Source organism: Verrucomicrobiota bacterium (assembly GCA_016871675.1).
Classification (GTDB): domain Bacteria; phylum Verrucomicrobiota; class Verrucomicrobiia; order Limisphaerales; family VHCN01; genus VHCN01.
On sequence record VHCN01000009.1, the window covers coordinates 1 to 25,309 of the forward strand.

Annotated in this window: 20 protein-coding genes; 10 read left to right on the top strand and 10 right to left on the bottom strand. The window is 66.7% G+C overall.

The annotated features are described in order from the left end of the window. Positions 1-444: 444 nt before the first annotated feature. Positions 445-780 carry a hypothetical protein gene (locus tag FJ386_03405; GenBank protein ID MBM3875749.1) on the top strand — a complete coding sequence of 112 codons (336 nt, stop codon included), beginning with the start codon at positions 445-447 and terminating at the stop codon, positions 778-780. A 143-nt stretch (positions 781-923) separates the two neighbouring features. Here FJ386_03405 and FJ386_03410 read toward each other — a convergent pair whose 3' ends face one another. Then, positions 924-1,445 carry a hypothetical protein gene (locus FJ386_03410; protein ID MBM3875750.1) on the bottom strand — a complete coding sequence of 174 codons (522 nt, stop codon included), beginning with the start codon at positions 1,443-1,445 and terminating at the stop codon, positions 924-926. 612 nt (positions 1,446-2,057) lie between these two features. Here FJ386_03410 and FJ386_03415 point away from each other — a divergent pair. The 3 genes from FJ386_03415 to FJ386_03425 all read left to right on the top strand — a co-directional run bounded on the left by FJ386_03415 (position 2,058) and on the right by FJ386_03425 (position 4,168). Further along, positions 2,058-2,390: a hypothetical protein gene (locus FJ386_03415; GenBank protein MBM3875751.1), complete on the top strand. Its 333-nt coding sequence runs from the start codon at positions 2,058-2,060 to the stop codon at positions 2,388-2,390. Between the two features lie 142 nt (positions 2,391-2,532). Then, positions 2,533-3,099: a hypothetical protein gene (locus FJ386_03420; protein MBM3875752.1), complete on the top strand. Its 567-nt coding sequence runs from the start codon at positions 2,533-2,535 to the stop codon at positions 3,097-3,099. A gap of 100 nt (positions 3,100-3,199) precedes the next feature. Beyond that, entirely contained in the window at positions 3,200-4,168 is a 969-nt protein-coding gene (locus FJ386_03425) for a terpene cyclase/mutase family protein (protein ID MBM3875753.1), read from the top strand. Positions 4,169-4,198: 30 nt separating this feature from the next. Here the strand turns inward: FJ386_03425 and FJ386_03430 are convergent, their stop codons facing one another. The 7 genes from FJ386_03430 to FJ386_03460 all read right to left on the bottom strand — a co-directional run bounded on the left by FJ386_03430 (position 4,199) and on the right by FJ386_03460 (position 15,281). Beyond that, a complete protein-coding gene (locus tag FJ386_03430; protein MBM3875754.1) occupies positions 4,199-5,416 on the bottom strand; it encodes a hypothetical protein in 1,218 nt (405 codons plus the stop codon). Further along, positions 5,413-6,510 (bottom strand): hypothetical protein, encoded by a 1,098-nt coding sequence (locus FJ386_03435; GenBank protein MBM3875755.1) that lies wholly within the window; start codon positions 6,508-6,510, stop codon positions 5,413-5,415. The genes FJ386_03430 and FJ386_03435 overlap by 4 nt, the downstream gene beginning before the upstream one ends. A 179-nt stretch (positions 6,511-6,689) precedes the next feature. After that, complete coding sequence (locus FJ386_03440) at positions 6,690-10,007, bottom strand: efflux RND transporter permease subunit (GenBank protein ID MBM3875756.1); 3,318 nt, start codon at positions 10,005-10,007, stop codon at positions 6,690-6,692. Continuing rightward, positions 10,004-11,779 (bottom strand): efflux RND transporter periplasmic adaptor subunit, encoded by a 1,776-nt coding sequence (locus tag FJ386_03445; protein MBM3875757.1) that lies wholly within the window; start codon positions 11,777-11,779, stop codon positions 10,004-10,006. Before FJ386_03445 ends, FJ386_03440 begins: the two co-directional genes overlap by 4 nt. Continuing rightward, entirely contained in the window at positions 11,776-13,119 is a 1,344-nt protein-coding gene (locus FJ386_03450; GenBank protein MBM3875758.1) for a TolC family protein, read from the bottom strand. The genes FJ386_03445 and FJ386_03450 overlap by 4 nt, the downstream gene beginning before the upstream one ends. A 104-nt stretch (positions 13,120-13,223) precedes the next feature. Then, complete coding sequence (locus tag FJ386_03455; GenBank protein MBM3875759.1) at positions 13,224-13,565, bottom strand: hypothetical protein; 342 nt, start codon at positions 13,563-13,565, stop codon at positions 13,224-13,226. Between the two features lie 285 nt (positions 13,566-13,850). Further along, positions 13,851-15,281 carry a DUF3463 domain-containing protein gene (locus FJ386_03460; protein ID MBM3875760.1) on the bottom strand — a complete coding sequence of 477 codons (1,431 nt, stop codon included), beginning with the start codon at positions 15,279-15,281 and terminating at the stop codon, positions 13,851-13,853. A 228-nt stretch (positions 15,282-15,509) separates the two neighbouring features. Between FJ386_03460 and FJ386_03465 the strand changes: the two genes are divergently transcribed. After that, entirely contained in the window at positions 15,510-16,265 is a 756-nt protein-coding gene (locus FJ386_03465) for a hypothetical protein (GenBank protein MBM3875761.1), read from the top strand. A 13-nt stretch (positions 16,266-16,278) separates the two neighbouring features. On the opposite strand, the gene FJ386_03470 is transcribed toward FJ386_03465, so the two are convergent. After that, positions 16,279-17,271, bottom strand: coding sequence for a YHYH protein (locus tag FJ386_03470; protein MBM3875762.1), 993 nt, complete (start codon positions 17,269-17,271; stop codon positions 16,279-16,281). 256 nt (positions 17,272-17,527) lie between these two features. Between FJ386_03470 and FJ386_03475 the strand changes: the two genes are divergently transcribed. The 3 genes from FJ386_03475 (at position 17,528) to FJ386_03485 (ending at position 21,978) form a co-directional block, all read left to right on the top strand. Beyond that, positions 17,528-19,132 (top strand): arylsulfatase, encoded by a 1,605-nt coding sequence (locus FJ386_03475; protein MBM3875763.1) that lies wholly within the window; start codon positions 17,528-17,530, stop codon positions 19,130-19,132. Continuing rightward, entirely contained in the window at positions 19,129-20,577 is a 1,449-nt protein-coding gene (locus tag FJ386_03480) for a hypothetical protein (GenBank protein MBM3875764.1), read from the top strand. The genes FJ386_03475 and FJ386_03480 overlap by 4 nt, the downstream gene beginning before the upstream one ends. Before the next feature lie 63 nt (positions 20,578-20,640). Continuing rightward, on the top strand, positions 20,641-21,978 hold the full coding sequence (locus FJ386_03485) for a signal recognition particle protein (protein MBM3875765.1): 1,338 nt from the start codon (positions 20,641-20,643) through the stop codon (positions 21,976-21,978). Between the two features lie 333 nt (positions 21,979-22,311). Here FJ386_03485 and FJ386_03490 read toward each other — a convergent pair whose 3' ends face one another. After that, positions 22,312-23,262 carry a hypothetical protein gene (locus FJ386_03490; protein MBM3875766.1) on the bottom strand — a complete coding sequence of 317 codons (951 nt, stop codon included), beginning with the start codon at positions 23,260-23,262 and terminating at the stop codon, positions 22,312-22,314. A 424-nt stretch (positions 23,263-23,686) separates the two neighbouring features. Between FJ386_03490 and FJ386_03495 the strand changes: the two genes are divergently transcribed. Both FJ386_03495 and efp read left to right on the top strand, forming a co-directional pair. After that, on the top strand, positions 23,687-24,637 hold the full coding sequence (locus tag FJ386_03495) for a nucleotidyltransferase family protein (protein ID MBM3875767.1): 951 nt from the start codon (positions 23,687-23,689) through the stop codon (positions 24,635-24,637). Between the two features lie 105 nt (positions 24,638-24,742). Then, entirely contained in the window at positions 24,743-25,300 is a 558-nt protein-coding gene (gene efp, locus FJ386_03500) for an elongation factor P (protein ID MBM3875768.1), read from the top strand. Positions 25,301-25,309 lie beyond the last annotated feature (9 nt).

The following is a 25,309-nucleotide window of genomic DNA, read 5'->3' on the forward strand; positions in this document are numbered from 1 at the left end:
ATCGTGATCGAGCACTCCGCGACGGTTTACACGTGGTTCGGACTGATTGACCGGCTGGACGAAAGCCTCGTGAAAGCGGCGGGCGGATTGCCGCCAGCCGGGCCGCCGGTGGGTGTGCGCATCCCGGTGAAGGCCGGGCAGGTCATCGGCCGCACGGGCGGCGGGCACGGCGTGGATTTCACCATCATCAACACCGAGGCCACGTTCAAGGGCTTCATCAACCCGGCACAGTTTCGGCACCGCGACCCGTGGAAGCCCCATGTGACAGATCCGTTCCCATTCATCGACGAACCGCTTCGTTCGAAGCTGCTCGCATTGAACCCGCGCAAAGCCGAGCCGCGCGGCGGGCGCATTGATTACGACGTGGACGGCACGCTCGCGGGCAACTGGTATCGCGAAGGCAGCGGAGGTTATGCGGGGATGAATCGGCGGATGGATTATTGAGTGGGCCACCTGGCGTTTGCGTATCATCACATTGATCCAACGAAGATCGTGGTGAGCATCGGCGACTTCGACGGACAGCCGCGGCAGTTCTGGGTGAAAGGCAACGCACCCCACCCCGCGGCCATCCGCGTCGGCGACGCGCCGGCGAAGTTCGAGTTGGTGTTCGGCTCCATCAACAACGCCGGCCAGCCGTATCCGGGAATTGACACCAACCGCGTCCACGGCGTGCTGGTCGTCCAGTTCGTCGCGAAGCGCCGGCTCAAGGTCGAAGTGTTCCCACGCTCGGCCTTCTCCTTCTCCTTCTTCACCGATGCGGCGAAATACTACGAGCGATGACCGCGTTTCGTCCCGCCCGGGGGGTCATTCGTCACGTGAACGCGCCGACTCGTCCCCGCGCCGTTGTTAATGCGTCAGTCCTTGTTACCTTCGACGCAGACCGGCAAAGTCAACCAATCACACCAGCCATGAAGACACTCGCCTCACTCACAACCGCCGCCGCCCTTTGCGCCGCGCTCGCCACCGCCAGCCTCCAGGCGCAGGACCGGCAGCAACCGCAACAGCCAGAACCCAAGCGCGTCCGCGGCGAAGGCCAGCCGCCCGGCGACAGCAAGTCGCGCGAGAGCCAGCCTCGCAACGTGCAACCCCAAGGCGGCGCTCCGCGCGAACCGCAGGCCGCCGGCCAGCAAGGCCCGGGAGATTTCAACACGCGACTCATTAACGAACTTCGCTCGAAGCTCACGCCCGAGCAGATCAAGCACGTCGAGGAAGCGCTTCAGCGCGTCGGCCCGCCGCCGATGGCCCGCATGCAAGCCGGCCCGCAGGCTGGTCCGCGTGAAGGCGAGCCGCGCCGGCCCGGTGCCGAGGGCGGAGCACCTCCGCAGGGCGGCAGCCGTTTCAATGATCGCGGTGGTTCGCAGCCCGGTCCGCAAATGCAGCGCGGACAACGTGGCGACGGCCCGCAAGGCCAGCCACAGTTTCAGCGCAATTTCGATCCGTCGCACGGCGAGCGTCCCCCCGGTGAAGGCTCCGGACGGAATGCCGGACCGCAGAACTTCCGCCCATCAGGCCCGCAAGGTGGCGGTGATTTCAATCGCGGTGGTCCTGGCGGTCCCGACCGCGGCGGTCGCGGTGATTTCGTGCCGCCCGTTGAGCGGTCGAATCGTCCCGGCGAATTCAATCCGCCCCGCGGCGGCCGGTCGGACTTTGTCCCCCCGATGAAGCGCGAAGGGGGATTTGATGAAGGCCGCGCGCGATCACGCGAATCGCAGCCGGGGCCGCGTCCAAACGTCGGTCCCGCGGGCGCGCCTCGCGACAACTTCAACCCGCCCGGCCCGCGTGGTGGACAAGGTCCCGGCAACATCAACCCGCCGTTCCGACGCGATGGCGCGCCGCAGGGTGGACCGCGGCCGGAAGGTCCTCAGCCGCAATTCCGCCGTGAGCCGCGCGAAGGCGACTCCCAACCCGGCGACAGACCTCGCTTCAATCCACCGCAGGACGGTCCGCGCGGCCCCGGCCCCGGCCGTGGCGGCGAGAACGATGATTCGCGACCGCGTCGCGGCGACGGTGGCGAATCGCGCGAACTCCCGAGGCGTCCCGAAGCCCGCTAGATTTTCATGAAGCCGCTTGTCGCGCTCGCCGTGTTGGTCGGGTTTTGCGCGATTGTCGCCGCGCAGCAACCGAAGCGCGGGCCATTCCAGCCTCGCGCCGAGTTTCGCGTCGAAGACATCGCGTCAAAATATCCGGCCGCGCCCGCCGCGAAACCCGGACGCTTCACCACCGGTCAACCCGCGGACATCGTGCTCGGCGTGGAAGACGACTCCGACCGCAACCCCGAGATCGGCCGCGACAAACTCTTCCAGGCCGCGACCGTCGCGTTCGACGGCGCCCGGCTGTGGGTCGGCGAGTTCAAGTTCTCGACTCGCGTGTTGCGGTTCACCGCGAAATGAGCCGCAAGTCTGCGGCGAAACCCGCGCGCAGCCCCGGTGTTTGAAGTCCGGAACAGTTGTGGGAATCGCGTGGCACGACCGTGTCCGCGCGCGGACCGCGGGCGTTTCGCGCAACAACCCAAACCCAGCCAGTGCATCAGCCATGAAGACCACACTTCTGCTCAGCTCGTTCCTCGGCATCGCGCTCGCCTCGTCGGCCGCGGATTCACCGAAGGACGCCGTGAAGGCGGCCGCGAAAAAACTCACCGACAAGGGCAACTACAGCTACGTCTCCACCGCGAAGTTCGCGGGTGGCGGCGGCGGTGGCAAGGGCGGCTTCGTCCGCGGCTTCGCCGCTACGCGGCTCATCTCCAACTACAAGACTCCGGCTGCGCAAGCTGCGGAACTCGCGGACAAGGCGACCGCGTTGAAGGAAGCCGACGGCGCAATCTCCGGCGCGCTGCCCGAGGCGACGGCGCGCGAACTGATGTCCTTTGGCGGACGCGGCGGTGGCGGCGGCGGACAAGCCCGGCAAATCAGCGGCGCGAAGGCGTCGGTGAAGTTCTGGCTCAAGGACGGAATGCTCTCGAAGTATGAGATCACCACCGAGGGTTCGATGAGCTTCAACAACAATGACATCAACCTCGGCCGCACGACGACCGTCGAGATCAAGGACGTCGGCACGACGAAGGCGACCATCCCCGAGGACGCGAAAGCCAGGCTGCAGTAGCCCGCGACTCGTGAGACCCGCACCAACGGGCGGTCCCGGAGATCGGGATCGCCCGTTTTCTTGCCTTGACGGCGACCGGATGTGCGGCGAACGACGACGTGTGAACCGCACACCACGCGCACTCGGGTTTGGCGCGGGCTTTGCAGCGCTCGCGGCGACGGCCTGTCTCACGCTTCCGGGGCACGATTCCGCCGAGGCGCGGGCGGTTGCCTTTCTTTCGCGCGAAGTTCCTGCGTGGTCGCGCGAGAACCGCTGCTTCTCCTGCCACAACAACGGCGACGCCGCGCGCGCGCTGCTGCTCGCGTCGCGCCGCGGTTTCGCCGTGCCGCGGTCCGCCCTCGCCGACACGCTTGCCTGGGTGTCGAGGCCAGCGACATGGGACGACAACAAGGGCGATCCGGCCTTCAGCGACAAGCGCCTGGCAAACATTCAGTTCGCGACGACGCTCGGCGCTGCATTCGTGGCCGGACGCGTCCGTGACATCGAGCCTCTGCGTGTCGCCGCGCGTCGCGTGGCGGCGGATCAGTCCTCGGACGGCTCGTGGCCGGTGCATCCGCCCGGAACGGTCGGCACGCCGGCGACCCACGGGACTGCGCTGGCGACTCACGTCGCGATCCAATCGTTGCAACAGGCGGGCGGGATCGAGTTCGTCGCGGCGATCGAGAGTGGCCAGCGGTGGCTTCGCGCGGCGCCCGCCAATTCGGTGCCGGACGCCGCGGCCTTGGTGCTGGCGTTGAAGGATGCCGCCGACCCGGCCGCGGAACGCCAGCGCTCGCGCGCGATGGATTTGATCCGCAGTTCGCAAGGTTCGGACGGCGGCTGGGGGCCGTTTCCCGATTCGCCGCCCGAGGCGTTCGATACCGCGCTCGCGTTGCTGGCGCTTTGGGAACTTCGCGGCGCGCCGGGAACAGGCTCGATGATTCGCCGCGGCCGCGCATTCCTCGTCGGTTCGCAGAATCCCGACGGAAGCTGGCAGGAATCGACTCGCCCGGTGAAGGCGGAGAGTTACGCGCAGCGCATTTCGACGACGGGCTGGGCGACGCAAGCCCTGCTGGCCACGAGGGAGTGAGGCGCAATCCGCGGCGCGTGGCGCTTCACTTCACTTCACTTCAAACTCGCGGCTGACGTTGGCTGTCGTGAGCCGGCGCTCGACACGGTCGAACATGTCCACCTCGAATGGCTTGCCGATGTTGTTGCCCGCGAGATCCTCGATGAGGGTTTGCACGACGAGCTTGTGCAGGCCGGGCTTCCACGGTCGATCCGGCACAAACGTCCAGCGCTGCTCGAAATGGGAGAGCTGCGGTTCTCCCGCGATGTCCGAGCCGCCCGCGGTGACGCGAATCATCCGAAGCGCGAGCGCGTGGTCCATCGGTTTGTTGAAGGAGACGATCAGCGGGTCGCGGGAATCGGCGCGCGGCGGTTCGAGCCCCCACTTCGAGGGGTCCGGCGGAGTGCGGTCCTGCGGGCCGACGCGGAATGCCTTCCGGAACTGCTCCTTCAGCGGAGTGCCCGCGCCGTCCTTCCAGTCGCGCGCGATCACCAGTGTGAAGTTCCTGCCCTCGACGAGCGCGGGACCGATTTCCTCAAGGGGCTTGACGCCGCGCTTGATGCGGCCGGGGTCGATGAAGAGCGTCAGCCGCGTGCGGTCCGGGCTCCAGAGTTCCTCGTCGATCTCGAGGAAGGGCAGTTCGACCGGCTTGCCCGCGTCATCGAGCAGGCGGATGTGCTCGTAAATGTTGCCGCGGCTCATCGGCGCCGAGAAATGGAGGTAGAACTTGAGCAGATTCTCCGGCAGCACACCCGCGCTCGGATACACCGCGCTGACCACGGTCGTCGGTGTGAGCTCGCGCGGCGGAACAAAGTGGACGAGGGTGAGTTTCTGGTCACGTTTCGTGGCGCGGCCGCCGAGCGCCGCAGGATCGAACACGGCCCGGTAGCGAATGCCCGGCTCAATCGGAAACTGCGGCGTGAATCGCAGCACGCCGCGCTCGTGTGTGTGCGTGCCGAGCACGGGTGGAAGTCCAGCCGGAGCCGCGGCGCCCGGCGCGTCGGCGAACACGCACAGCAGGCGGTTCCACCACTCAACGGTCATGTCGGCGAGCTCGATCTGCTTCTGAAGCGCGGGATCGAGTCCGCGGACTTCGACGGCCATGCGGTTCGGCGCGCCCGGAACCGGCACCCACTCCATCGAAAACACCAGCGGCTGCGCCGCGGATTTCGCCGCAGGCGCAGCCGCCTTGGGATCGGTGGAGTTGGATTCGGGCGCGCAGCCCGCGGCCAGCGCCGCGAGCAGGCACGCCCCGCGCGCCAGCCTCACGGCAGCGCGAGCGCCTCGAGGTTGAGCGCGCTGCCCTCGCGCCGGAGCACGAGCGCGTGGTCGTTGCCGAGCTTGTCGAGTTGCTCGATGCCGGTCCACGCGGAGATGGTCTCGTAGGACTGGCCCTGTTTGTCCGCGACGCGGGCGGTGATGCTCTCGGCCTTGTCGATGTTGTCCGTGGTGATCTTCATGATGCCGCGGCTGCTGTTGGCCAGGAGGAGCCAGTCCTTGCCCCCCTTGGTGTAAACGATCATGTCGAGCGGGCGGTTTCGGTTGCCGAGCTCGGCGATGGTCTTGCCACGGATCTTCGCGCCGGGGGCGAGCTCCTTGATGGGGAACTGCACGAGCGGCGTGCAGGTGTAGGCCGCGAGCAGGCTTGCCTCGTTGCCGACCTTGAACGGGACGAACGTGCGCACGGGCGAGCGCGTCTCAAACGCGCCGTGGGCGCCGTGGTAGATCTCGACCGCCGTGCCCTTGTCCACCGATTGGAACGGGAACGGGATGGAGCGCAGCGTGGAGGCGAACTCCTCGTTCGAAAGTCCCGCGACGAGCACGCGTCCGTCGAGATAGGCGATGTCGGTGATGGCCTCGAGGCGCGGGTTGCCCTTCTTGCCGGGCGCGGCCTCGGCGGGAGGATTCGGCAGGTCGGCCTTCGCGAACTTCACCTTGTCGAGCGAGACGGCCTCGAGCGTTCCGGCGGACTTCACGCGCACGAGCACCGGGGTGGCGTCGGCGCCGCGGCCGCGCGTGACGGCGAGGTAGGCGTTGCGCGAGAGGGGATTGACCGCGAGATCGTCGATGGTGAGCTGGTCTGCGGCCGTGCCGAGCAGCGCGCCGAGCTTGACGTTGATGGCCTCGACCTTGAATTGGGGCGAACCGGAGGCCGCGGTGGTGTCGCCCGTGGCGACCGCGACAACGGCGGCGGACTTCGAATCGCCGACGAACAGCACGCCGTCGGGGCCGAAGGCGATCGGGCCGGCGGACTTGAGTTCGACTTTGCCCTCCTTCATGCCGGCGGTCGAACTGGCGGCGGAGGCGGTGCCAGCCACGGCAGCGCAGGCGAGCATGGTGAGCAGGGAACGGATCGGTTTCATGGTCTGTCCTTTGGGTGACGGCGTCGGTGGGACGCCGGGTTCATAAGTGAGGGCGGACTATTTTCGGTTCTGCGGGAACCCGTCAAGCGTGAAGCCGGAGCCAACAGGGCACTGGACGCGGGCGGGTTCGTGCCGGGTTCAACACCGGCCGCCCACGGTGGTTTCGCGGCAGGGGACCGTCACGCTGCGCCCGAAGCCAAACCTGCCGGCGAAGCCCTCAACTCCCGCTCCCGCAGAAAGGCGAAGATCACCGGCGTCACGATGAGGATGTGGATGAGGCTGGAGATCATGCCGCCAATCACCGGCGTCGCGAGCGGCTTCATCACTTCCGCGCCCGTGCGGTCGCTCCACATGATGGGCAGCAGGCTCGCCACGATCGTCGCCACGGTCATCACCTTGGGCCGCAGCCGCAGGCGCGCACCGTCCTTCACGGCTTGAATCAAGTCCTCGCGCGTGAAGGGCTGGCCCGCCGCGGCGCGCTCGGCCTTCTTCTTCTCCAGCATTTCCTCCAGATACACGACCATGACGACACCGGTCTGGATGGCCGTGCCGAAGAGCGCGATGTAGCCGACCCACACGGCCACGCTGAAGTTGTAGCCGAGCGCCGCCTGCAAAAAAACGCCGCCCGTCAGTGCGAACGGCACCGCGAGCACCACGTGCGCGGCTTCCTTGAGCGAGTGATAGACGATGTAAAGCAGCAGGAAGATGATGAAGAGCACGCTCGGCACGATGAGTTTCAACGTGCGCTCGGCGCGCAGCAGGTTTTCGTATTCGCCGCTGTATTCGATGGTCATACCCGCGGGCAGCGTGGGGACGATTTCCTTCGTGAGCCGCGCGCGCACGTCGTCCACGAAGCCGCCGAGGTCGCGGTCCTTCACGTTGGCCTGCACGAACACGCGCAAGCGGCCGTTCTCGCTCTGGATTTCGCTCGGACCGAGCGTGCGCCTGAACTTCGCGACCTGCCCCAGCGGGATGAACTTGCCCGACGGCGTCGCGATGAGCACTTCGCCGAGTCGCTCGATGTCGTCGCGCTCGCCGCGCTCGATGCGCACTTGGATCGGGAAGCGCTGGCGTCCCTCGATGGTGGTGGAGATGTTTTTGCCGCCGAGGCCGGCCTCGACGGCGTCGAGCACGTCCTGCGCGCGCAGGCCGTAGCGCGCCATCGCCACGCGGTCGGCGGCGACTTCGAGATACGGCTTGCCCTGCACGCGCGACGCGGCGACGCCGACGGCGCCGGGGATTTCGCGCACGACGCGCTCGACATCGAACGCCTTGGCCTGGAGCGCGTCGGGGTTGTCGCCGAGGAGCTTGATGCCGACCTGTGCGCGGATGCCGGTCGAGAGCATGAGGATTCTGTTCTCGATGGGTTGCAGGAAGCTCGGCACGTAGCCGGGCACCTCGAGCATCTTCTCCGTGAGTTCGTCCTTGAGCTTGGCGATGGTCATGCCCGCGCGCCATTCGGGGTTGCGCGCGAGCGTGGGCCACTTGATGAAGCCGAGCACGGTGCGGTTGGTGGGCAGCCACTCGGGCTTGAGCATGATGGTCGTCTCGATCATCTCGACGGGCGCGGGGTCGGTGGCGGTCTCCATGCGGCCGAGCTTGCCGGCAACGGAGAGCACCTCGGGCGTGGCGCGGATGACCCGGTCCTGCCACGCCATGATGCGCTTGACCTCGGTGAGCGACGTGCTCGGCAGCAGCACGGGCATGAAGAGCAGCGAGCCTTCGTTGAGCGGCGGCATGAATTCCTTGCCGAAGCCTTTCGTGGCCGCGGCGATTTTCTCCCAGCCGCGCGCCTGCACCCGCTCGTGCCATGGGCGCGGCAGGCCGAAGCCGACGGCGAGCGCGCACGCGAGCAGCGCGGCAGCTCCGAGCATCACGGTCTTGCGCCATGACAGCGCGAAGTCCAGCAGCGGATCGTAAATGGCGAGCAGCCCGCGCATGACCCAGTTGCGGTCCTCGCCGTGGAACGGGCCGCGCACGAGCAGCGTGCAAAGCGCGGGCACGACCGTCGCCGCGAGCAGCGTCGAGCCGATCATCGCGAAGGTCTTGGTGAACGCGAGCGGATGGAAGAGCTTGCCCTCCTGACCCGCCAGCGCGAACACGGGGATGAACGCGAGGATGATGATCATCATCGCGAAGAAAATCGGGCGGCCAACTTGCTTGGATGCTTCGAGGGTGACCTGCCACGTCTCGGCGGCCGTCAGGCGCCCGCCCTTCTCCTCCTCCGCCCGTTCGCAATGGCGGATGACGTTCTCGGTCATCACGATGCCGGCGTCCACGAGCACGCCGATGGCGATGGCGATGCCGGAGAGCGACATGATGTTCGAGGTGATGCCGAACTCCTGCATCAAGATGAACGAAATCAAAATCGAAACCGGCAGCGGGAACGTGACGATGAGAATGCTGCGGAAGTGAAACAGGAAGATGATGTGCGCGAGCGTGACGAGGATGATCTCCTCGGCGAGCGCGTGTTTGAGCGTGTCGATCGTGCGGTCGATCAGCTCGCTGCGGTCGTAGAAGGGCCGGATGCTCACGCCCGGTGGCAGGCTTGGCGAGATCTGCGCGAGCTTTTCCTTCACGCGGTCGATGACGGCGAGGGCGTTGTCGCCGTTGCGCATCACCACGGTGCCGCCGACGACTTCCCGGCCGTCCACGTCGAGCGCGCCGCGGCGGAACTCGCCGCCGATCTGCACCGTCGCCACGTCGCGCAGGTAGATGGGCGTGCCGTTGCGCTCCATCAACACGATGGTCTCGAGGTCGGCGGTGGATTTCACGAGGCCGATGCCGCGCACGACAAACTCCATGCCGTTCTCCTCGATGACCTTGCCGCCGACGTTGAGGTTGCTCTGCTGCACCGCTTCGAGCACGGCCTGCAGCGACACGCCGAGCGCGCGCATCTTTCGTGGCGAGACGTCGATCTGATACTGCCGCACGAAGCCGCCGACGCTGCCGACCTCTGCGACGCCCTGCACGGCGTTGAGCTGGTAGCGCACGAACCAATCCTGCACCGCGCGTAACTGCCCGAGGTCGTAGCCGCCGCCCGGCGCCTTCGCGGGATCCACGTGGAGATAGTATTGGTAGACCCAGCCGAGTCCGGTCGCGTCGGGGCCGAGCTTGGGAGTGACGCCCGGGGGCAGCGCGTCGCCGAGGTAGTTGAGACGCTCGAGCACGCGCGTGCGGGCGAAGTAGTTGTCCACCTTGTCCTCGAAGACAATCGTGAGCAGCGAGAATCCGAACATGGAATTCGCGCGCACGGCCTTCACGCCGGCGAGTCCCTGCAAGTTCACGGAGAGCGGATACGTGACCTGGTCCTCGACCTCCTGCGGCGAGCGCCCCGGCCAGTCCGCGAAGACGATGACCTGGTTCTCGCTGAGGTCGGGGATGGCATCCACCGGCGTGCGATAGACCGCGCGAATGCCGAACCCGATGACGAACAGCACGCCGCACAACACGAGGAAGCGGTTGCGCAGCGACCACTCGATGAGGCGGTTGATCACGGCTTCACCTCCGTTCCGCAATCGAGCATCGGTGCGCCGTGGAAGGGATTCTGGATCGGGCCTGTGAGCTGCATCCAGTAGGCGGTCATGCCGGACTTCGGCGCCATCGGACACTCAAAGACTTTCACGTCCTTGAACGGTGCCTGCCGCCGCGCGGCGCGGGTGAGGTCCACGGTCGCGGCGCTCAGCGCGTAGAACGACTTGCGCGCGGCCGCGAGGTCCGGCGCGGCCGCGAGGTGGCCGCCGGCGTGGAGCTTCGCGAGCAACGGCTGCCAGTCGTCCGCGCCTGCGAAGGCCCTGCTCAGCGCGGGCAGCTCGGTGTGGAGCCGCGGCACGAGTGCGTTGAAGTCCTCGAGTTTCGCGTGCGCGAGCGCGAGGCTGATGCTGTTGGCGAGCGCGAGGAAGTTGCTCACGGCGGCCTGTTGCGCGGCGTTCAGCTCGGGCAACGGCGGCAGCGGCAGAAGTTTGTGTCCGGTCCCGCTGCTGCTCGAACTTGCGGCAGGTCCGCCATGGTGCTCGGGTCCGCCGGCGGAGCCGCTTTCAAGCTGCGCCTGCGCGTCAATGAGCAGGTTGCCCGTGGTCACGACCTTTTCGTCTTCGCCGAGGCCGGCGGTGACTTCGATGAGTTCGTCGCCGGTGCGGCCGACCTTGATCATGCGCTGCTCGTAGATGCCGCCCCCCTTGTCCACATACACGACGGGCTGCGCGCCCGCGGCGAGCACGGCGCTGCGCGGCAGCGCGAGCACCTCGGGCACCTCGACCTTCACGAGGCCGTCCGCAAAGAGCCGGTGCAGAAGCAGCCGGCGCGGGCGACCGGAATCCTCGACGACCGGGTTGTCGAGCTCGACGCGCACCTTGGCGCTGCGGCTCATGTCCTTGATGTTTGGATCAATGAACGCCACCGCCCCGGTGAAGGACTTGCCGGGCACGGACGGTGTGGTGACTTCGACCGTCTGCCCGGTGCGGATCCACGGCAGGTCGCGCTCGTAGGCGTCGAATTGGAACCACATCGTCGAGAAGTCGGCGAGTTCGAGGAGCTTGTCGCCTTCCTTCACATACTGGCCCTCGTAAACGAAGCGGCTGATGACCGTGCCCGCGGCGGGCGCGAGGAGTTCCGTGTGGAGATTCGTCGCGGACTTGTCGGGCAACGCGGCAATCTGCGCGTCCGTGAGGCCGAGTCGCTTGAGGCGCACGACGACGGCGTCCATGAACCGGATGCGCTCGGCCTGCACGAGGGCGTTGGTCGGGGTGGGCAGCCGCGCGAGCGAGGCGTATTCGCGCTCGGTGTTGAGCAACGTCGGGCTGAAGAGTGTGGCGAGCGGCTGGCCCGCGGCGACTTCCGCGCCGACGAAGTTGATGAAGAGGCGGTCCACCCGGCCGTCGGCGATGGCCGAGATGAAGCGGCGCCGCGTGTCGTTGTCGTCAATGGTGCCGGCGACGCGCAGCGTGCGCGAGAGCGGCTGGCGCTTCGCGACGGCGGTTTGCACGTGGATGGCGTTGATTCGATTGGTGCCGAGCATGACCTGGCCGGGCAGGAGGTTCGCGGCCGGGCCCGCGCCGAGCGGCGCGAGCGCCATGCCGCAGAAGGCGCACGTGCCGGGCTTCTTCTCGCGCACCTGGGGGTGCATCGAGCACGAGTAAGTTTTCTCCGCGCCGGCACCGTGACCGCCGGGAGGGTCGCCGGGGCGCGAGGAAAACCGGGCTGCGAAAAAACCGCCCGCGACGCCGAGCAATGCGGCGGCGAGGATGATGAGCGGGGTTTTGGATTTCATGGTTGTTCCTTCTCGTTTTCGGACGGCAGTTTGCCGGTGCGATAATAGCGTTCGAGCGCGGTGAAGTCTCCGAGGCCGCAGCACAGCACGAGCTCGGCGAACATCTGGTGCTGCTCGGCCGTGGCGCGGGCGATCATCACCTGCGCCTCGAGCAGCATGCGGCGGAGGTCGATGACATCGCGCGCCATGCCGCGGCCGGCCTCCCACGCGGTGCGCGCGCTGCCGAGCGCCGCCTCGGTGCGCGGCGTGACTTCGTCGCGATACACCAGCGCCTCGCGTCGCGCGGAGTCCAATTGCGTGGTGAGACGAAAGACCTCCTCGCGGATGCCGGCCTCGCCGTCAGCCAGGTCGTGTTCGAGCGCACGGGCCTTTGCCTCGTCGCGCAACACGTCGCTGCGATAGCGTTCGCGATTGCCCCACGGGAGGTTGAACTTGAGCGAGACCATCGCCTCGCGGTAGCCGAGGTTTCCCGAGAACTGCCGCGTCTGCATCCCGGCGGTGACGTCCGGCTTGCGCATCGCACGCGTGGAGCGGGCCATCGCCTCGGCCGCGAGGATGTCGTCGCGGATGACTTTGAGGCGCGGCTCCTGCCGGCACGCGAGGTCGGCAAGCGCGGGACGATAGGGCATGGGGTCGGCGAGCGCGGGAAGCACGAGCCCCGGCCACAGTGCGGCGACATCGCGGCCAAGCGCGCGGTTTACTGACGAAAGTTCGGCGGCGAGCTTGTTGGTTTCGGCGTGGAGTTCGTGGACGCGGCGCGAGCGCTCGTTCTGAAGCAGCACGACGTCGGCCTGCGTGCCCGCGCCGGCGCGCAGGCGTTCCTCAGCAAGCGGGATGAGTGTGTCGAACCACGTGAGGTCTTGTGCGACGATCTCGGCCGTGCGGTCGGCGAGCGCGGCGCGGAGCAGCGCCTTGGCAAGGTCGCGCCGGAGATACTGAAACGCGGCGTCCACCTCGCGGTCGCGGGTCTTCGCGTCCGCGATGGCGGCGGCGCGCGCGAGTTGCGGCTTGTTCCAGAGCGGCAGCTTCTGCTCGACGCCGTAAACGAGGTTGCCGTCTTCCTGCACAGCCATCGAGCGCCCGGGTCCGGGGACGACGTTGCCGAGCATCAGCATCGGGTCGTCCCATTTGCGAATGCCGTTGGCGTTGAAGAGGGCGGCATCCGCGCGCGACTGCGCGGCGCGGAGCGCGGGATGATTCGTGCGCATCTCTGCGGAAAGGGATTTGAGGAGCGCGGGGGTGAGCGCGAGCGGTTCGGGCGCGGGGGCGGAGGAGACGGGCGCGGCGCTCGCGAGGGCGGCGGCGGCCAGTGCGTAATGAGTCATGCGTAATGTGTTCATGGCGGCAAACAGGGACACTTCGAGCTGGTGACAGGGACACGGGGAGACACGACGTCCGCAATGCGCGCCGGCTCAGGGCGCACCACAGGCGTGAGAGGAAGGAATCAGACGAGGTAACTGCAGTGCCGTGTGAACAGCGGCACTGAAGCGGCCTGAAGCAGTGCGGACCCGGACGGAACAGCAACAAAAACCTCGCGGGCGGGTTCGGGGATGAAGACAACACTGGCGACGAACAGAAGCTGGATTTGCTGTGCCGAGAGTGATCTCGCGGGGATTGGCGCTTGTTCGCCGCGCTGCGGCAGCGAGGATTTGGAGCAGCATTGCGCGCAGTTGTCACAGCACGCTGGCGCGCTGTCCGCGCAGGACGGCGCCGGGGCCGGAGCTTGCGTCCACGCCGGCGCGACTGCCATGAGCAGTGTGAGGATGAGCGCGGCGGCGGTTTTCACGGTGGGAGAGTAGCCTTTCGGGGCGGTCGGGTCAAATGCAGTTCTTGGCCGGGGCCGCGCTCATTTGGGCGTGCGGCGCCGGGATGCGTGCGGACGGGCTTCTCGCCGGGCGGTTACAGGCTGCGCAGTGAGAAAGAGCCGGTGAGAAACAAGGCGATCAGCAGGAGGAACATCATGTAGAACGTGAGCTCGAGGCTGAGCGTCCACGCCATGTCGGGAAACGGCGCGCAGACTCTCCCGCGGTGGGCGTCGCCGGAGCGCCGGCCGGGTTCCAGCATGCCGGGACTACTCGGCTTTGACGGCCACCTTCTTCAGATCTGCAATTTTCCCGAGCAAATCATCCCGCTGGGAAGTGTCGCCGCTGCCGCAGGAGCCATTGTTTTCGTGCGTGTGCTGCTCTTCCCTCCGGGAGAAGGCGCCGCGGGCATTCGCCGCGGGGTTGATCGCGGCCTTGGCCTCGGCAAGGTGGCCCTTGCCCATGGAGACGCCGTTGAACGCGCGTTTCTCAAGCTCGGGGGTCGGCCGCACGGGGGCGGGCCGCGGGAAGAAGTTGTATTTGAAATTCATGAGCGTGTCGCGGGGGCTGGTGCTCAGCGCGCCGCTCGGGTCGTAACCGCAGTGGACCATGCAGTTCTCGCAGCGCGGGTCGCGGGCCTTGCCGTTCACGACGCCGTAGGTTTCCCACTTCACGTTGCCCAGCATCTCGGCGTAGGTCGGGTAGTGGCCGTCGGTCATCAGGTAGCACGGGGCCTTCCAGCCTCGGACGTTGAAGGTCGGGATGGCCCACGCCGTGCAGGTGAGCTCGCGCTTGCCGGCGAGGAATTCCTGATAGACGGGCGTGCCGAAGATGGTGAACTTCTCGCCCCACTCCTGGATCTTCGCGAACTTCTCGCGGGTCATCGCGCGTGTGAGGAAGAAATCCTCCGGCTTGCGGCCGAGGCGCTTGACCATGTCTTTCTTGGCGGCGTCGTAATCGTAGCCGGGCGAAATCGTGTGGCCGTCCACGTCGAGCGAGGAGAGGAACGCAAACATGTCCTCGATCTCCTTGACGTCGGTTTCCTTGTAAACGGTCGTGTTGGTCGCGGTCTGGTAGCCGAGGATCCTGGCCATTTTGATGGCGGCGACGCATTCCTTGAACACGCCTTCGCGCTCGACGATGAGGTCGTGCGTGAATTCGAGGCCGTCGACGTGCACGTTCCAATACATCCACTGGCTCGGACGGATGACGGTCTTGGCGCGGGCCTTGTCGTCGGCGTTGCGGATGGCTTCGGCTTCTTTCTCGGTGATGAGCTTCTCGGCCAGGAGGCGGGTCAGATACGACTCATGAGTCTCATTTGACCGATCGTAGAGGGCGGCAAGATACTCCCGCATCTTTTTCCGCATGAACACGCCGTTGGTGCAGATGTAGATGATGCGCCCCTGTTCGCGGAGGCCGGCGACGAGTTCCTCGATCTTGGGGTAGATGAGCGGTTCGCCGCCGCAGATGGAGACCATCGGCGCGTCGCAATCCTGTGCGGCCGCGAGGCATTGCTCCAGGGGGACCATGTCCTTGAGCGACGTGGAATACTCGCGGATGCGGCCGCAGCCCGTGCAGGTGAGGTTGCAGGTGTGCAGCGGCTCGAGCTGGAGGACGAGCGCGAACTTCGGGGTTTTCCGAAGCTTGTGGCGGATGATGTGACGGGCAATCTTGACCGTCAGGGCGAAGGGAAATCGCATGGCTTACTCGGTCGCGGCGGGCTGGGTTGCCGGCTCCAGTGCGGTCGAAACGGCGGGGGCGGGCGCCGTCGTCGCGCTGCCGAAGAAGCCCGGCAGGAAAAATGACGCGGGCGACACGCTCTGGCGGGTCTGAAATCCGCCGCAACCCGTCCCGCAGCACACTGCGAGCGCGAGGATTGCCAGCGAAGCCTGTAACCGGTTCAATCGCATCTGCGCACTATAGGAAGGGTGAACCTCGTGGCAACACATTATTCAGGAACGGCCGCCGCGGCGCTTCTGTTGCTCCTCACGCCGCACGGCCTCGGCCAGACCAACTTCGCGGGCTACTTCGAGACGCGGCTCCAGCAGGCGCGGGCGCGGTTCCAAGCCGGCACCAACGGCGCGGATGCCGCGTGGCAGCTTGGCCGGGCGTGTTTCGACCGCGCGGAGTTCAGCACCAACGACACGCAGCGCGCCGCGCTCGCCATCGAGGGCGTCGGCGTGTGCCGCCCGCTCGTCGCGCGGGAGCCACGGCTCGCGGCGGCGCACTATTACCTCTCGATGAACCTCGGCCAGCTCGCGCGCACCAAGATGCTCGGAGCCCTGCCGCTTGTGGACGAAATGGAGCGGCACTTCAAGCTCGCGGCGGCGCTGGATCCGAAGCTCGACCACGCCGGGCCGGAGCGCTGTCTCGGCCTGCTCTATCGCGACGCGCCGGGCTGGCCCGCGAGCGTGGGGAGCAAGGCGAAGGCGCGCGCTCACCTCGTGAAAGCCGCGGAGATCGCGCCGGAGTTCCCGGAGAACCGCCTCAACCTGCTCGAGTCCGCACTGAAGTGGAACGACCGTAAGCTCGGCGTGGCCGAGCTCAAGTCCATGGGCGAACTCCTCCCGTCCGCGAGAACCAATCTCACCGGCGCGGCGTGGGACGCGGCGTGGGCGGACTGGTCGGGCCGATGGGATGCCGCGCGGGTCAAAGCCAAGTCGCTTTGGAAGCTGAAAGATTGACGGGGCGCGATCGTTACTTCCCCAAGGGCGGCGCGCCTTTGGCCTTGCCGGGCGGGCCCTTCTTCCCGCCGGGTCCGCCGCCCGGTCCGCCACGGAAGAAGCTCGCGTCAGGCGTGCCCTTGTAGAGGCGGGGGATGAACGGGAAGTCATCCGTCAGCACATAGTGGTAGGTGCCTTTGGGAAACTCCGGCGTGACGCCGGCCCTGCCGTTCGCTTCGTCGAGGTCGCCCGCGCCCTTCACGAATTGGAAATCCTCCACAAAGGTGCCGTCAAATCTCCCGCCCGGCCCGCCCGTGCGCGTGCCGGGGCGAAGCTGATAGCCGGACTTGAGCCGCTTCACCGGGCTGTTCGTGTCGCGCGCATCCGAGTGGCCCCACGGGCCGTAGATTGGGAAGCCATCCGCCGCCCATCCAGCGAGCGCGACTTTTTGTTTGCCCTCCGTGACGCGCTCGATCAGCCCGGTCGGCATGCCGTGGTAATGATACGCGCCCGTCGGCTGCACATGGGCGTTGTGACGGTCGATGCCGAGTTTTTGGGGCCCACTGATCGGGTCGTAAGTCCAGCCGGACTGCGGGTCCATCTGCCACCACTCGGCGGCGTCGGGGTCGAAGACCACGCCATTGAGCGCGACGCCAAACGGGTGCATGCGCAGCCGTGTGAACGTGGCGTTCTCCCTCGGCCCGAGCGGCACGCGGAAGTTGTAACTCTGCGGCGCGAGCAGATTCGGGTTGCCGCGATTCGGGAACTGACCGGGCAGATGGTCGGGCAAACCGTTGGCGCGAATGACCCGGTAGCCCGCGTCGATGGTGATCGTGGCTACGCTGGCGGCGGGGCTCTTGCCGTCGCCCGCGGGCGCGGCCTGGTTCTTGCCGCCCTTTGGGCCGCCGAAGCCCTGCCCCTTCGCGTCCCCGGGGCCCTTCGACTGCGCGACGACGAAGACGGCAAGCACAAGCGCGATGCTGGCGCACACCAGCGGGCTGGAATTGGGGCCGGGTTTTGGGTGCATTGGATTGCCGGGCAACCTTGCCCGAGATTACAAAAAAATCCGAGCCTTAATCGTCGCGCGACAACGTCAGGCCACTGCGGGCAAGTGCCCGTCGTGTTTGGGTTGCGCGCATTCCCCGTCGAGCCGGTGGATCAACGCCGCAAGTTGTGATGGCAGCAACGGCCGGGCAAATGTGGGGGCAGGCAAAGGCGTCCGCCGCGGCCACCGCCCGCCGGCCGCGTATTGCACGCAGTCGCTTCACTGATACACTCGCCGCATGAACCCGCTGCGATTTCTCCTCGCGCTCGCCCTCGTCGCGGTTGAACTTCCGCTCCGTTCCGCTGACCGTCCCAACATCCTCTACATCCTCTGCGACGACCTCGGCTACGGCGACGTCCGCGCACTCAATCCCAACGGCAAGATTGCCACGCCGCACATGGACCGCATCGCGCGCGAGGGGATGATCTTCGCCGACGCGCACTCGCCGTCGTCGGTCTGCTCGCCGACGCGCTACGGCATCATGACCGGCCGCTACAACTGGCGCACACGCCTCCAGTCCGGCGTGCTCGGTGGCCTGAGCCCGCGGCTCATCGAACCCGGCCGCCTCACCGTCGCCTCGTTCCTCAAGCAGCACGGCTATCACACCGCCGCCATCGGCAAATGGCACCTCGGCATGGATTGGGAAAAACTCCGGGGCAAGGACGTCTCCGAACTCAACATCGAAACGCCCGCGCAGGTCCGCAACGTGGACTACTCCAAGCCCATCGCCAACGGCCCGAACGCCGTCGGCTTCGACTACTACTTCGGCCTCAGCGCCTCGCTCGACATGGTGCCCTACACGTTCATCGAGAACGACCGCGTCACCAAGCTGCCGACCGTGGACAAGGAGTTCCCGCTCTTCCTCGGCCGCGCACAGGGCCGCTGCCGGCCTGGCCCTGCCGCGCCGGACTTCGAGGTCGAGGACGTGCTGCCCACGCTCACGCGCAAGGCGCTGGATTTCGTCATCAAGCACGCGGAAAGCCCGGACAAGAAGTCCGTGCCGTTCTTCCTCTATCTCCCGCTCACCTCGCCGCACACCCCCATCGTGCCGACGAAGGAATGGCAGGGAAGAAGCGGGCTTAACTTCTACGCGGACTTCGTGATGCAGACCGACGCCGCCATCGGCCAACTGCTCGACGCGCTCGACCGCCTCGGCCTCGCGAAGAACACCATCGTCCTCCTCACCAGCGACAACGGCTGCTCGCCGCAGGCGGACTTCCCCGCGCTGCTCGCCAAGGGCCACAACCCCAGCCACGCCTTCCGCGGGCACAAGGCCGACATCTTCGACGGCGGACACCGCGTCCCCTTCCTCGTGCGCTGGCCGGCGCGCATAAAGCCCGGCGCCACCAGCACCCAGGTCATCTGCCTCACCGACCTGCTCGCGACCGTCGCCGACATGCTCGGCGCGAAGCTGCCCGACAACGCCGGCGAGGACAGCGTGAGCTTCCTGCCCGCGCTGCTCGGCAAGGACACGCGGCCGCTGCGCGAAGCTGTCGTGCATCATTCCATCAACGGCTCCTTCGCCATCCGGCAGGGGAACTGGAAACTCGAACTCTGCCCCGGCTCCGGCGGGTGGAGCGCGCCGCGCCCCGGCCAGGCCGACACCACCGCGCTGCCGCTCGTGCAGCTCTTCGACTTCCGCCACGACGTCGGCGAGACGAATAACGTGCAGTCCCGGCACCCCGAGGTCGTCGCGCAACTCACGAAGCTGCTTGAGAAATACGTGGCCGACGGCCGCAGCACGCCCGGCGCGCCGCAGAAGAACACCGTCGAACCCGACATCTGGAAGGCCGGCAAACAGGCGCACCAGCCGCCCGCCGGCAAGAAGGGGAAGAAGCAATGAACCACAACCGCATCCGCTCGATTGCCCTGGCCATCGTTTCAATCTCCGGGATTCTCTGTCCCACACTCGAAGCCGCCGAGCCCAAGGCCCGCGTTTTCCGCGCGGGAGCGGCCACGAGTAACATCACGCCGGCCATCGGCGCGGGTATCGTCGGCGGGTTCACCGTCCCGGCCTCGACGCACATCCACGATGAGCTTCACGCGCGCTGTCTCGTGCTCGACGACGGCCAGACCAAGCTTGCCGTCGCGATCATTGACAGCGTTTCCGTGAACCGCGAGGTGCTCGACGAGGCGAAGCGCCTCGCCAGCGAGTCCACCGGCATCGCACCGGAGCGCATGATGATGGCCGCCACGCACACGCACTCCGGCCCGAGCGCGCGCGGGGCGAGCGCGTTCAACTTCGGCCAGCCGCTCGACGATTATCAGTCCTTCCTCGCGCGCCGCATCGCGGATGGCGTCCGCCGCGCGCACAACAACCTCGCGCCCGCGCGCATCGGCTGGGGCACGGGCGAGCTGCCGCAGCACGTGTTCAACCGCCGCTGGCACATGAAGCCGGGCACGAAACTGGTGAACCCCTTCGGCGGCGAGGACAAGGTGATGATGAACCCCGGCGTCGGGAACACGAACCTGCTCGCGCCCGCCGGTCCCGTGGACCCGGGCGTGACGTTCCTCTCCGTGCAGTCCACGAACGGCCGGCCCATCTCGTTGCTCGCGAACTACTCGCTGCACTACGTCGGCGGCGTGCCCGGCACGCACATCTCGGCCGATTACTTCGGCGTGTTCTGCGACCGCATCCAGCAACTGCTCGGCGCCGACCGGCTCGACCCGCCGTTCGTCGGGCTGCTGTCCAACGGCACGTGCGCCGACGTGAACAACATCAACTTCCGCGGCCCTGCGGTCGCGCGCGCGCCTTACGAGAAGATGCGACTCGTGGCGGACGACCTCGCGCACGAGGTCATGCGCTCGCTCAAGACCGTGCAACACCGCGACTGGGTCGGGTTGAAGTCCGCGCAGTCCGAACTGGCGTTGAAGGTCCGCAAGCCTTCGCCCGAGCTGGTCGCGCGCTCGAAGGACGTGCTCGCCCGGCCGAAGACGGTTTCACCCATCCATCGCCACGAGGAGACTTATGCGCAGCGGGCGTTGCAGATGGGCGAATGGCCGGACGAGGTGAGCGTGGTGCTGCAGGCGTTCCGCATCGGCGAACTGGCGGTGGCGGCGATCCCGTTTGAGACGTTCGCGGAGACCGGGCTGGAGTTGAAGGCGACGAGCCCGTTCAAGCCGACGTTCACCATCGAACTGGCGAACGGCGGCTACGGCTACCTGCCCACGCCCGAGCAGCACGAACTCGGCGGCTACGAAACGTGGCTCGGCACGAGCCGCGTCGAGAAGGACGCCACGCGCAAGATTGTGGCGAAGCTGCTGGAGTTGTTGGCGCGGGTGAAGTGAGGCAGTTGCGTCACGACACATTGGACCTTGCGCGGTCGGCACGGGCTGCGAATCTTCCGCCGCATGTTCGACAATCTCACGGGCAAGCTTCAGTCGGTGTTCCGCCATCTGCGCGGCCTCGGGAAAATCTCCGAGGCAAACATCGCCGAGGCGTTGCGCGAGGTGCGGCTGGCGCTGCTGGACGCGGACGTCAACTTCAAGGTCGCGCGCGATTTCATCGAGCGGGTGAAGGTGAAATCGCTCGGCGTCGAGGTGGTGCAGACGGTGCAGCCGGGGCAGCAGGTGATCAAGATCATCCACGACGAACTCGTGGAACTGCTCGGCTCGACGAACGCCGGGCTCAACCTGTCCGCCTCGCCCGCGTGCGTGATGCTCGTGGGGTTGCACGGCTCGGGCAAGACGACGTCGACGGGCAAGCTCGCGCGGCTGCTGCAAAAGCAGGGCCGTCAGCCGCTGCTCGTGGCATGCGACGTGTATCGGCCCGCGGCGATGGACCAGCTCGAGACGCTCGGCAAACCGCTCGACCTGCCGGTTTTCCTCAGGCGCGGCGAGACGGACGTGACGCGCATCGCGACCGAGGCGATGGATTTCGCCAAGGCGAACAATCGCAACGTGCTGCTGCTCGACACGGCGGGCCGGTTGCAGATTGACGAGCCGCTTGTGCAGGAGCTCGTGCGCCTGCGCGACCTGATGCGCCCGCAGGAAATCCTGCTCGTCCTCGACGCCGCGACGGGCCAGGAGGCGGTGAGCGTGGCGACGCACTTCGACGGCGCGCTCGGGTTGACGGGCGCGATCCTTACCAAGCTCGACGGCGACGCGCGGGGCGGCGCGGCGCTTTCGCTCAAGGCGGTGACGGGCAAGCCGATCAAGTTCGCGGGCACGGGCGAAAAGCTGGAGGACTTCGAACCGTTTCATCCCGAGCGCATGGCGGGGCGCATCCTCGGCATGGGCGACGTGGTGAGCCTGGTGGAGCGGGCGGCCGAGGCGATCCAGGAGGAGGACGCCAAGAAGCTCGAGGAGAAGATGCGAAGGGGGGAGTTCACGCTGGAGGATTTCCTCGATCAATTGCGGCAGATGAAGAAGCTCGGCCCGCTGGAGAACATCGTCGGCCTGCTGCCCGGCGGCGACCAGATGCTCAAGGGCGCGGACCTGTCCAAGGGCGAGCGGGAGTTTCGCCGGATGGAGGGGATGATCTGCGCGATGACGCCGAAGGAGCGGAAGCTGCCGCAAATCCTGAACGCCCGGCGGCGCCAGCGCATCGCGAAGGGCAGCGGCGTGTCGGTGACGGAACTCAACACACTGCTGAACAAGTTCGGCCAGATGCAGCAGATGATGCGGAAGATGGGGAAGTTCCAGAAGATGATGTCGCGGATGGGCGGGAAGCTGCCGGGCAGATTTTAGCCAGGCGCGCGCCAGAAGATGAAGGAGCGCGGGCTTCAGCCCGCTTCAGCATCCATCCACGCAAGGGCCCGACGCGACTCCACCGCGACCGCCGGCTTGCGGCAGGTGTGCGTCACCCGGGCTGGGTCCCGAGGGTTTTTCCAGACTCGCATTCGGGCTCATGCCATTGGCGGGCGCTTTCTGGTAGTGCCGGCGGGCGGGGCTGGCGGAAGAGCGCGAGTTCCTCCTTCGAAACAGGGGACGGCCTTGGCTTCTGGCGCGGCGACGCGGGCGCGGGCGCGGGCGGCGGCAAGCTCGCGGGCGAGGCGCCCGACCTCGGCGGCATCGGCTAGCTTACCTCTTTTTTTCGCCGCCGGCCTTGAGCGCGTCGTTGAGTTTTTTCTGGAGGTCGTCGCGCTCCTTCTCGAGTTGCTTCAGCTTGGAGGCGTCGACGGTCGCGAGGCCGGGGTCGGTGAGGAGTGTCTCCATCTTCTTGTTGTCCTTTTGGAGCGCCTCGTTCTGGACTTGCGTGGCCTTGAGCTCGGTCTTCACCGCGGCGAGTTGGGCTTGGAGGTCCTGCACTTTCGGCAGGGCGCCGACTTGCCTCGAGAGTTCGCCGACCTGTCGCTTGAGGCCTTCGTTTTGGGTCTTGAGCATCGGGAGTTCGCGCTTCTCGTCCTCGATTTGCTTTTGGAGCGCGTCCTTCTCCTTGGCGAGGCCTGAGAGTTTGGCGGTCTGCTGTTCGAGCGTGATCTTCTGGATGTCGAGGTCTTTCTGGATCAGTTTCACGCGATCCTGCGCCTTGGCCATCTCGGCGGGGTCGACGTCTTTGGGGCGGGCGGCGAGCGCCTCGCGGAGTTTCGCCTCGGCATCGCGCATGGCAGCCTCGGCGCGTTCCTTGTCGGCGCGGAAGCCGATGATCTGCTGGTCCTTGTCGAAGAGCGCCTTCTCAAGCCCTGAAATCCTGCCGATAAGCGGGTCCATCGTGCCGGGCGGGAGGATGGGCTTGGGCATCGCGGTGCCGGGGAACTGCTGCATGAGCGGCGTGATGCGGTCGGTGATGTATTTGAGTCGGAAGTTGAGGACGTTCACGTTCCACGACGGGAAGGCGGACTGGATTTTCTTCAAGCCGTCCTGCGCCTCGAGGTATTTCTCCAGGGATTCGCGGCCCTTGCCGTCCGCGCGGAGGGCGTCGGCTTGCACGATGAGGTTGAAAATCCGGACGTATTGGTCCTCCTGCGCGGAAGCGGAGGGAGCCAGCACGAGCGAAAGGGACAGTCCAGCCAGGGCGAGTAGGCGTTTCATGGGCTCGACCTATGCCACACGGGGGAATTTTTGGCAACGGGTTTAATCAACTCATTGCCGGGAGCGATGAGCCCGCGCGAATCCTCACGGGGACGCCGCGCAGAAGGCGATGAAGCCGAGGAGCGCCGCGCCTTCGAGCAGGGTGAGCGAGAGCGCGATGCGCGCGCATTGACGGTCAGGCGCCTTGCCCCAAGCCTGGTCGGTGTAGATGAGCGCCGCGGGCAAACCGCCGAGAACGAGGCTCGGACCGAGCCACGACAACGGGTGCCCTCAGCAGAACACTGGCGTGAGCCCGGCCCCGGCCGGGGCGACGGCGGCGAGCAGCAACGCGACCTTGCCGGAGGGGGTGCGGCCCGATGCGAAGAAGCTTCCGAGCGCGAAACCAATCGCAGGGATGGCGACAAAGAAAAGGACGGCTTGAAACATGAGGAGGTGGGTTGCGTGTTGTCGCCGCATTCACCGCCCGGCGGCGACAGAACTCAACGAAAAAAATCTTCCGGGCGGGATTCGCGGACGGGGCTTGCGTTCAAGCGGTGTCTGCACTTTCCTCTGGCGCGTCCATCGGCCGGCAGGAATTCCGCCGGTCAACCCGAAGCCCCGAGGGGCGCCAAGCACTTTGAAAGCCGTCATTCTCGCAGCCGGAAAAGGCACGCGCATGGGCGAACTCACGCACCAGACGCCCAAGCCCATGCTGCACGTGCTCGGCAGGCCCATTCTCGAGCACATCATCCGCGGGCTGGCCGCGGCGGGCGTGCATGATTTCTGCATCGTCACGGGCTGGCGCGCCGAGGTCATCGAGAAGGGCTTTGGTGACGGCTCATGGCTCAAGCTCAACATCACCATCCATTACGCGCGACAAGAAGTGCAGGACGGCACCGGCAAGGCGCCCGAAGTGGCGAAGGAATTTCTCGGCGGCGAGACGTTCTTCCTCACCTACGGCGACATCCTCGTGCGGCCGGAGACCTACATCCAGATGATCCGGCGATGGGGCGAGGCGCCGTTCTCGGGGCTGATGACCGTGACGGGCAGCGAAGATGTGACCAAGGGCGGGCTGGTGTTCTTCGACGACGAATTCTGCCTGCGGCGCATCGTGGAGAAGCCGACGCCCACAGACCTGGAGCAACTGCGCGCCGGCGGCTGGCTCCGGCCCGGCCAGACGGCGTGGTATAACGCGGGGATCCAGATTTTCAGGCCGTCGCTCTTCGACTTCACCTCGCGGCTCAAGAAATCACCGCGCGGCGAATACGAGTTGACCGACGCCATCAGCGCCATGGTCTCGGGCGGGCACCGCATCGCGGGGCTGGAAATCCTAGGCCGTTGGGTGGATGTGCGCGACCCGCAAGTGCTCGGCGCGCTCGACCGAGGCGAGCTGTGACCGGCGGCTCGGCGCGGCCAAATGAGGGCTTGCAATGGGGGGCTCCTCCGCTAACTTCCCGCCTCCGCCGACCTGCTTCCGGACGGCACACATCGAAGACCACTTATGCCGAGCGCGAACGACCTCCGAAAGGGAATGGCCATCAAGCACAACAACGACGTGACCGTTGTGCTCGATTGCCAGCACCGCACGCCGGGCAACCTGCGCGCGTTCGTGCAGGTCACGCTCCGCAGCATCAAGACCGGCAAGACGGCCGACCTGCGCTTCAGCTCCAACGAGCGCATCGAGGTCGTCCCGCTCAACACGCGCAAGATGGAGTTCAGCTACAAGGACGGCGATGACTTTGTTTTCTCGGACCCGGAGACTTTCGAGACGGTGACGCTCTCGCCTGAGTTCGTCGGGGATTCGGCGAACTACCTCACGGAAAACGGCAGCGTGGTCGCGACGTTCATCGAGGACAAGCCGGTGTCCATCGAAGTGCCGCCCAGCGTGGTGCTCGTGGTCAAGGACGCACCCGAGGGCATCCGCGGCGACTCGGCAAACAACGTGCAGAAGATGATCACGCTGGAGACCGGCATCGAGATCCAGGCGCCGCTGTTCATCAAGACCGGCGAGAAGATCCGCGTGGACACGCGCTCGGGCAAATACATCGAGCGGGCATAGCCGCGGGCA

Coding starts and splice junctions, on each gene's coding strand:
- FJ386_03480 (MBM3875764.1), top strand. CDS start 19,129: ATGAACCACAACCGCATCCGCTCGATTGCCCTGGCCATCGTTTCAATC.
- FJ386_03445 (MBM3875757.1), bottom strand. CDS start 11,779: ATGAAATCCAAAACCCCGCTCATCATCCTCGCCGCCGCATTGCTCGGC.
- FJ386_03460 (MBM3875760.1), bottom strand. CDS start 15,281: ATGCGATTTCCCTTCGCCCTGACGGTCAAGATTGCCCGTCACATCATC.
- FJ386_03485 (MBM3875765.1), top strand. CDS start 20,641: ATGTTCGACAATCTCACGGGCAAGCTTCAGTCGGTGTTCCGCCATCTG.
- FJ386_03450 (MBM3875758.1), bottom strand. CDS start 13,119: ATGAACACATTACGCATGACTCATTACGCACTGGCCGCCGCCGCCCTC.
- FJ386_03415 (MBM3875751.1), top strand. CDS start 2,058: ATGAAGCCGCTTGTCGCGCTCGCCGTGTTGGTCGGGTTTTGCGCGATT.
- FJ386_03490 (MBM3875766.1), bottom strand. CDS start 23,262: ATGAAACGCCTACTCGCCCTGGCTGGACTGTCCCTTTCGCTCGTGCTG.
- efp (MBM3875768.1), top strand. CDS start 24,743: ATGCCGAGCGCGAACGACCTCCGAAAGGGAATGGCCATCAAGCACAAC.
- FJ386_03435 (MBM3875755.1), bottom strand. CDS start 6,510: ATGAAACCGATCCGTTCCCTGCTCACCATGCTCGCCTGCGCTGCCGTG.
- FJ386_03475 (MBM3875763.1), top strand. CDS start 17,528: ATGAACCCGCTGCGATTTCTCCTCGCGCTCGCCCTCGTCGCGGTTGAA.
- FJ386_03420 (MBM3875752.1), top strand. CDS start 2,533: ATGAAGACCACACTTCTGCTCAGCTCGTTCCTCGGCATCGCGCTCGCC.
- FJ386_03495 (MBM3875767.1), top strand. CDS start 23,687: ATGAGGAGGTGGGTTGCGTGTTGTCGCCGCATTCACCGCCCGGCGGCG.
- FJ386_03470 (MBM3875762.1), bottom strand. CDS start 17,271: ATGCACCCAAAACCCGGCCCCAATTCCAGCCCGCTGGTGTGCGCCAGC.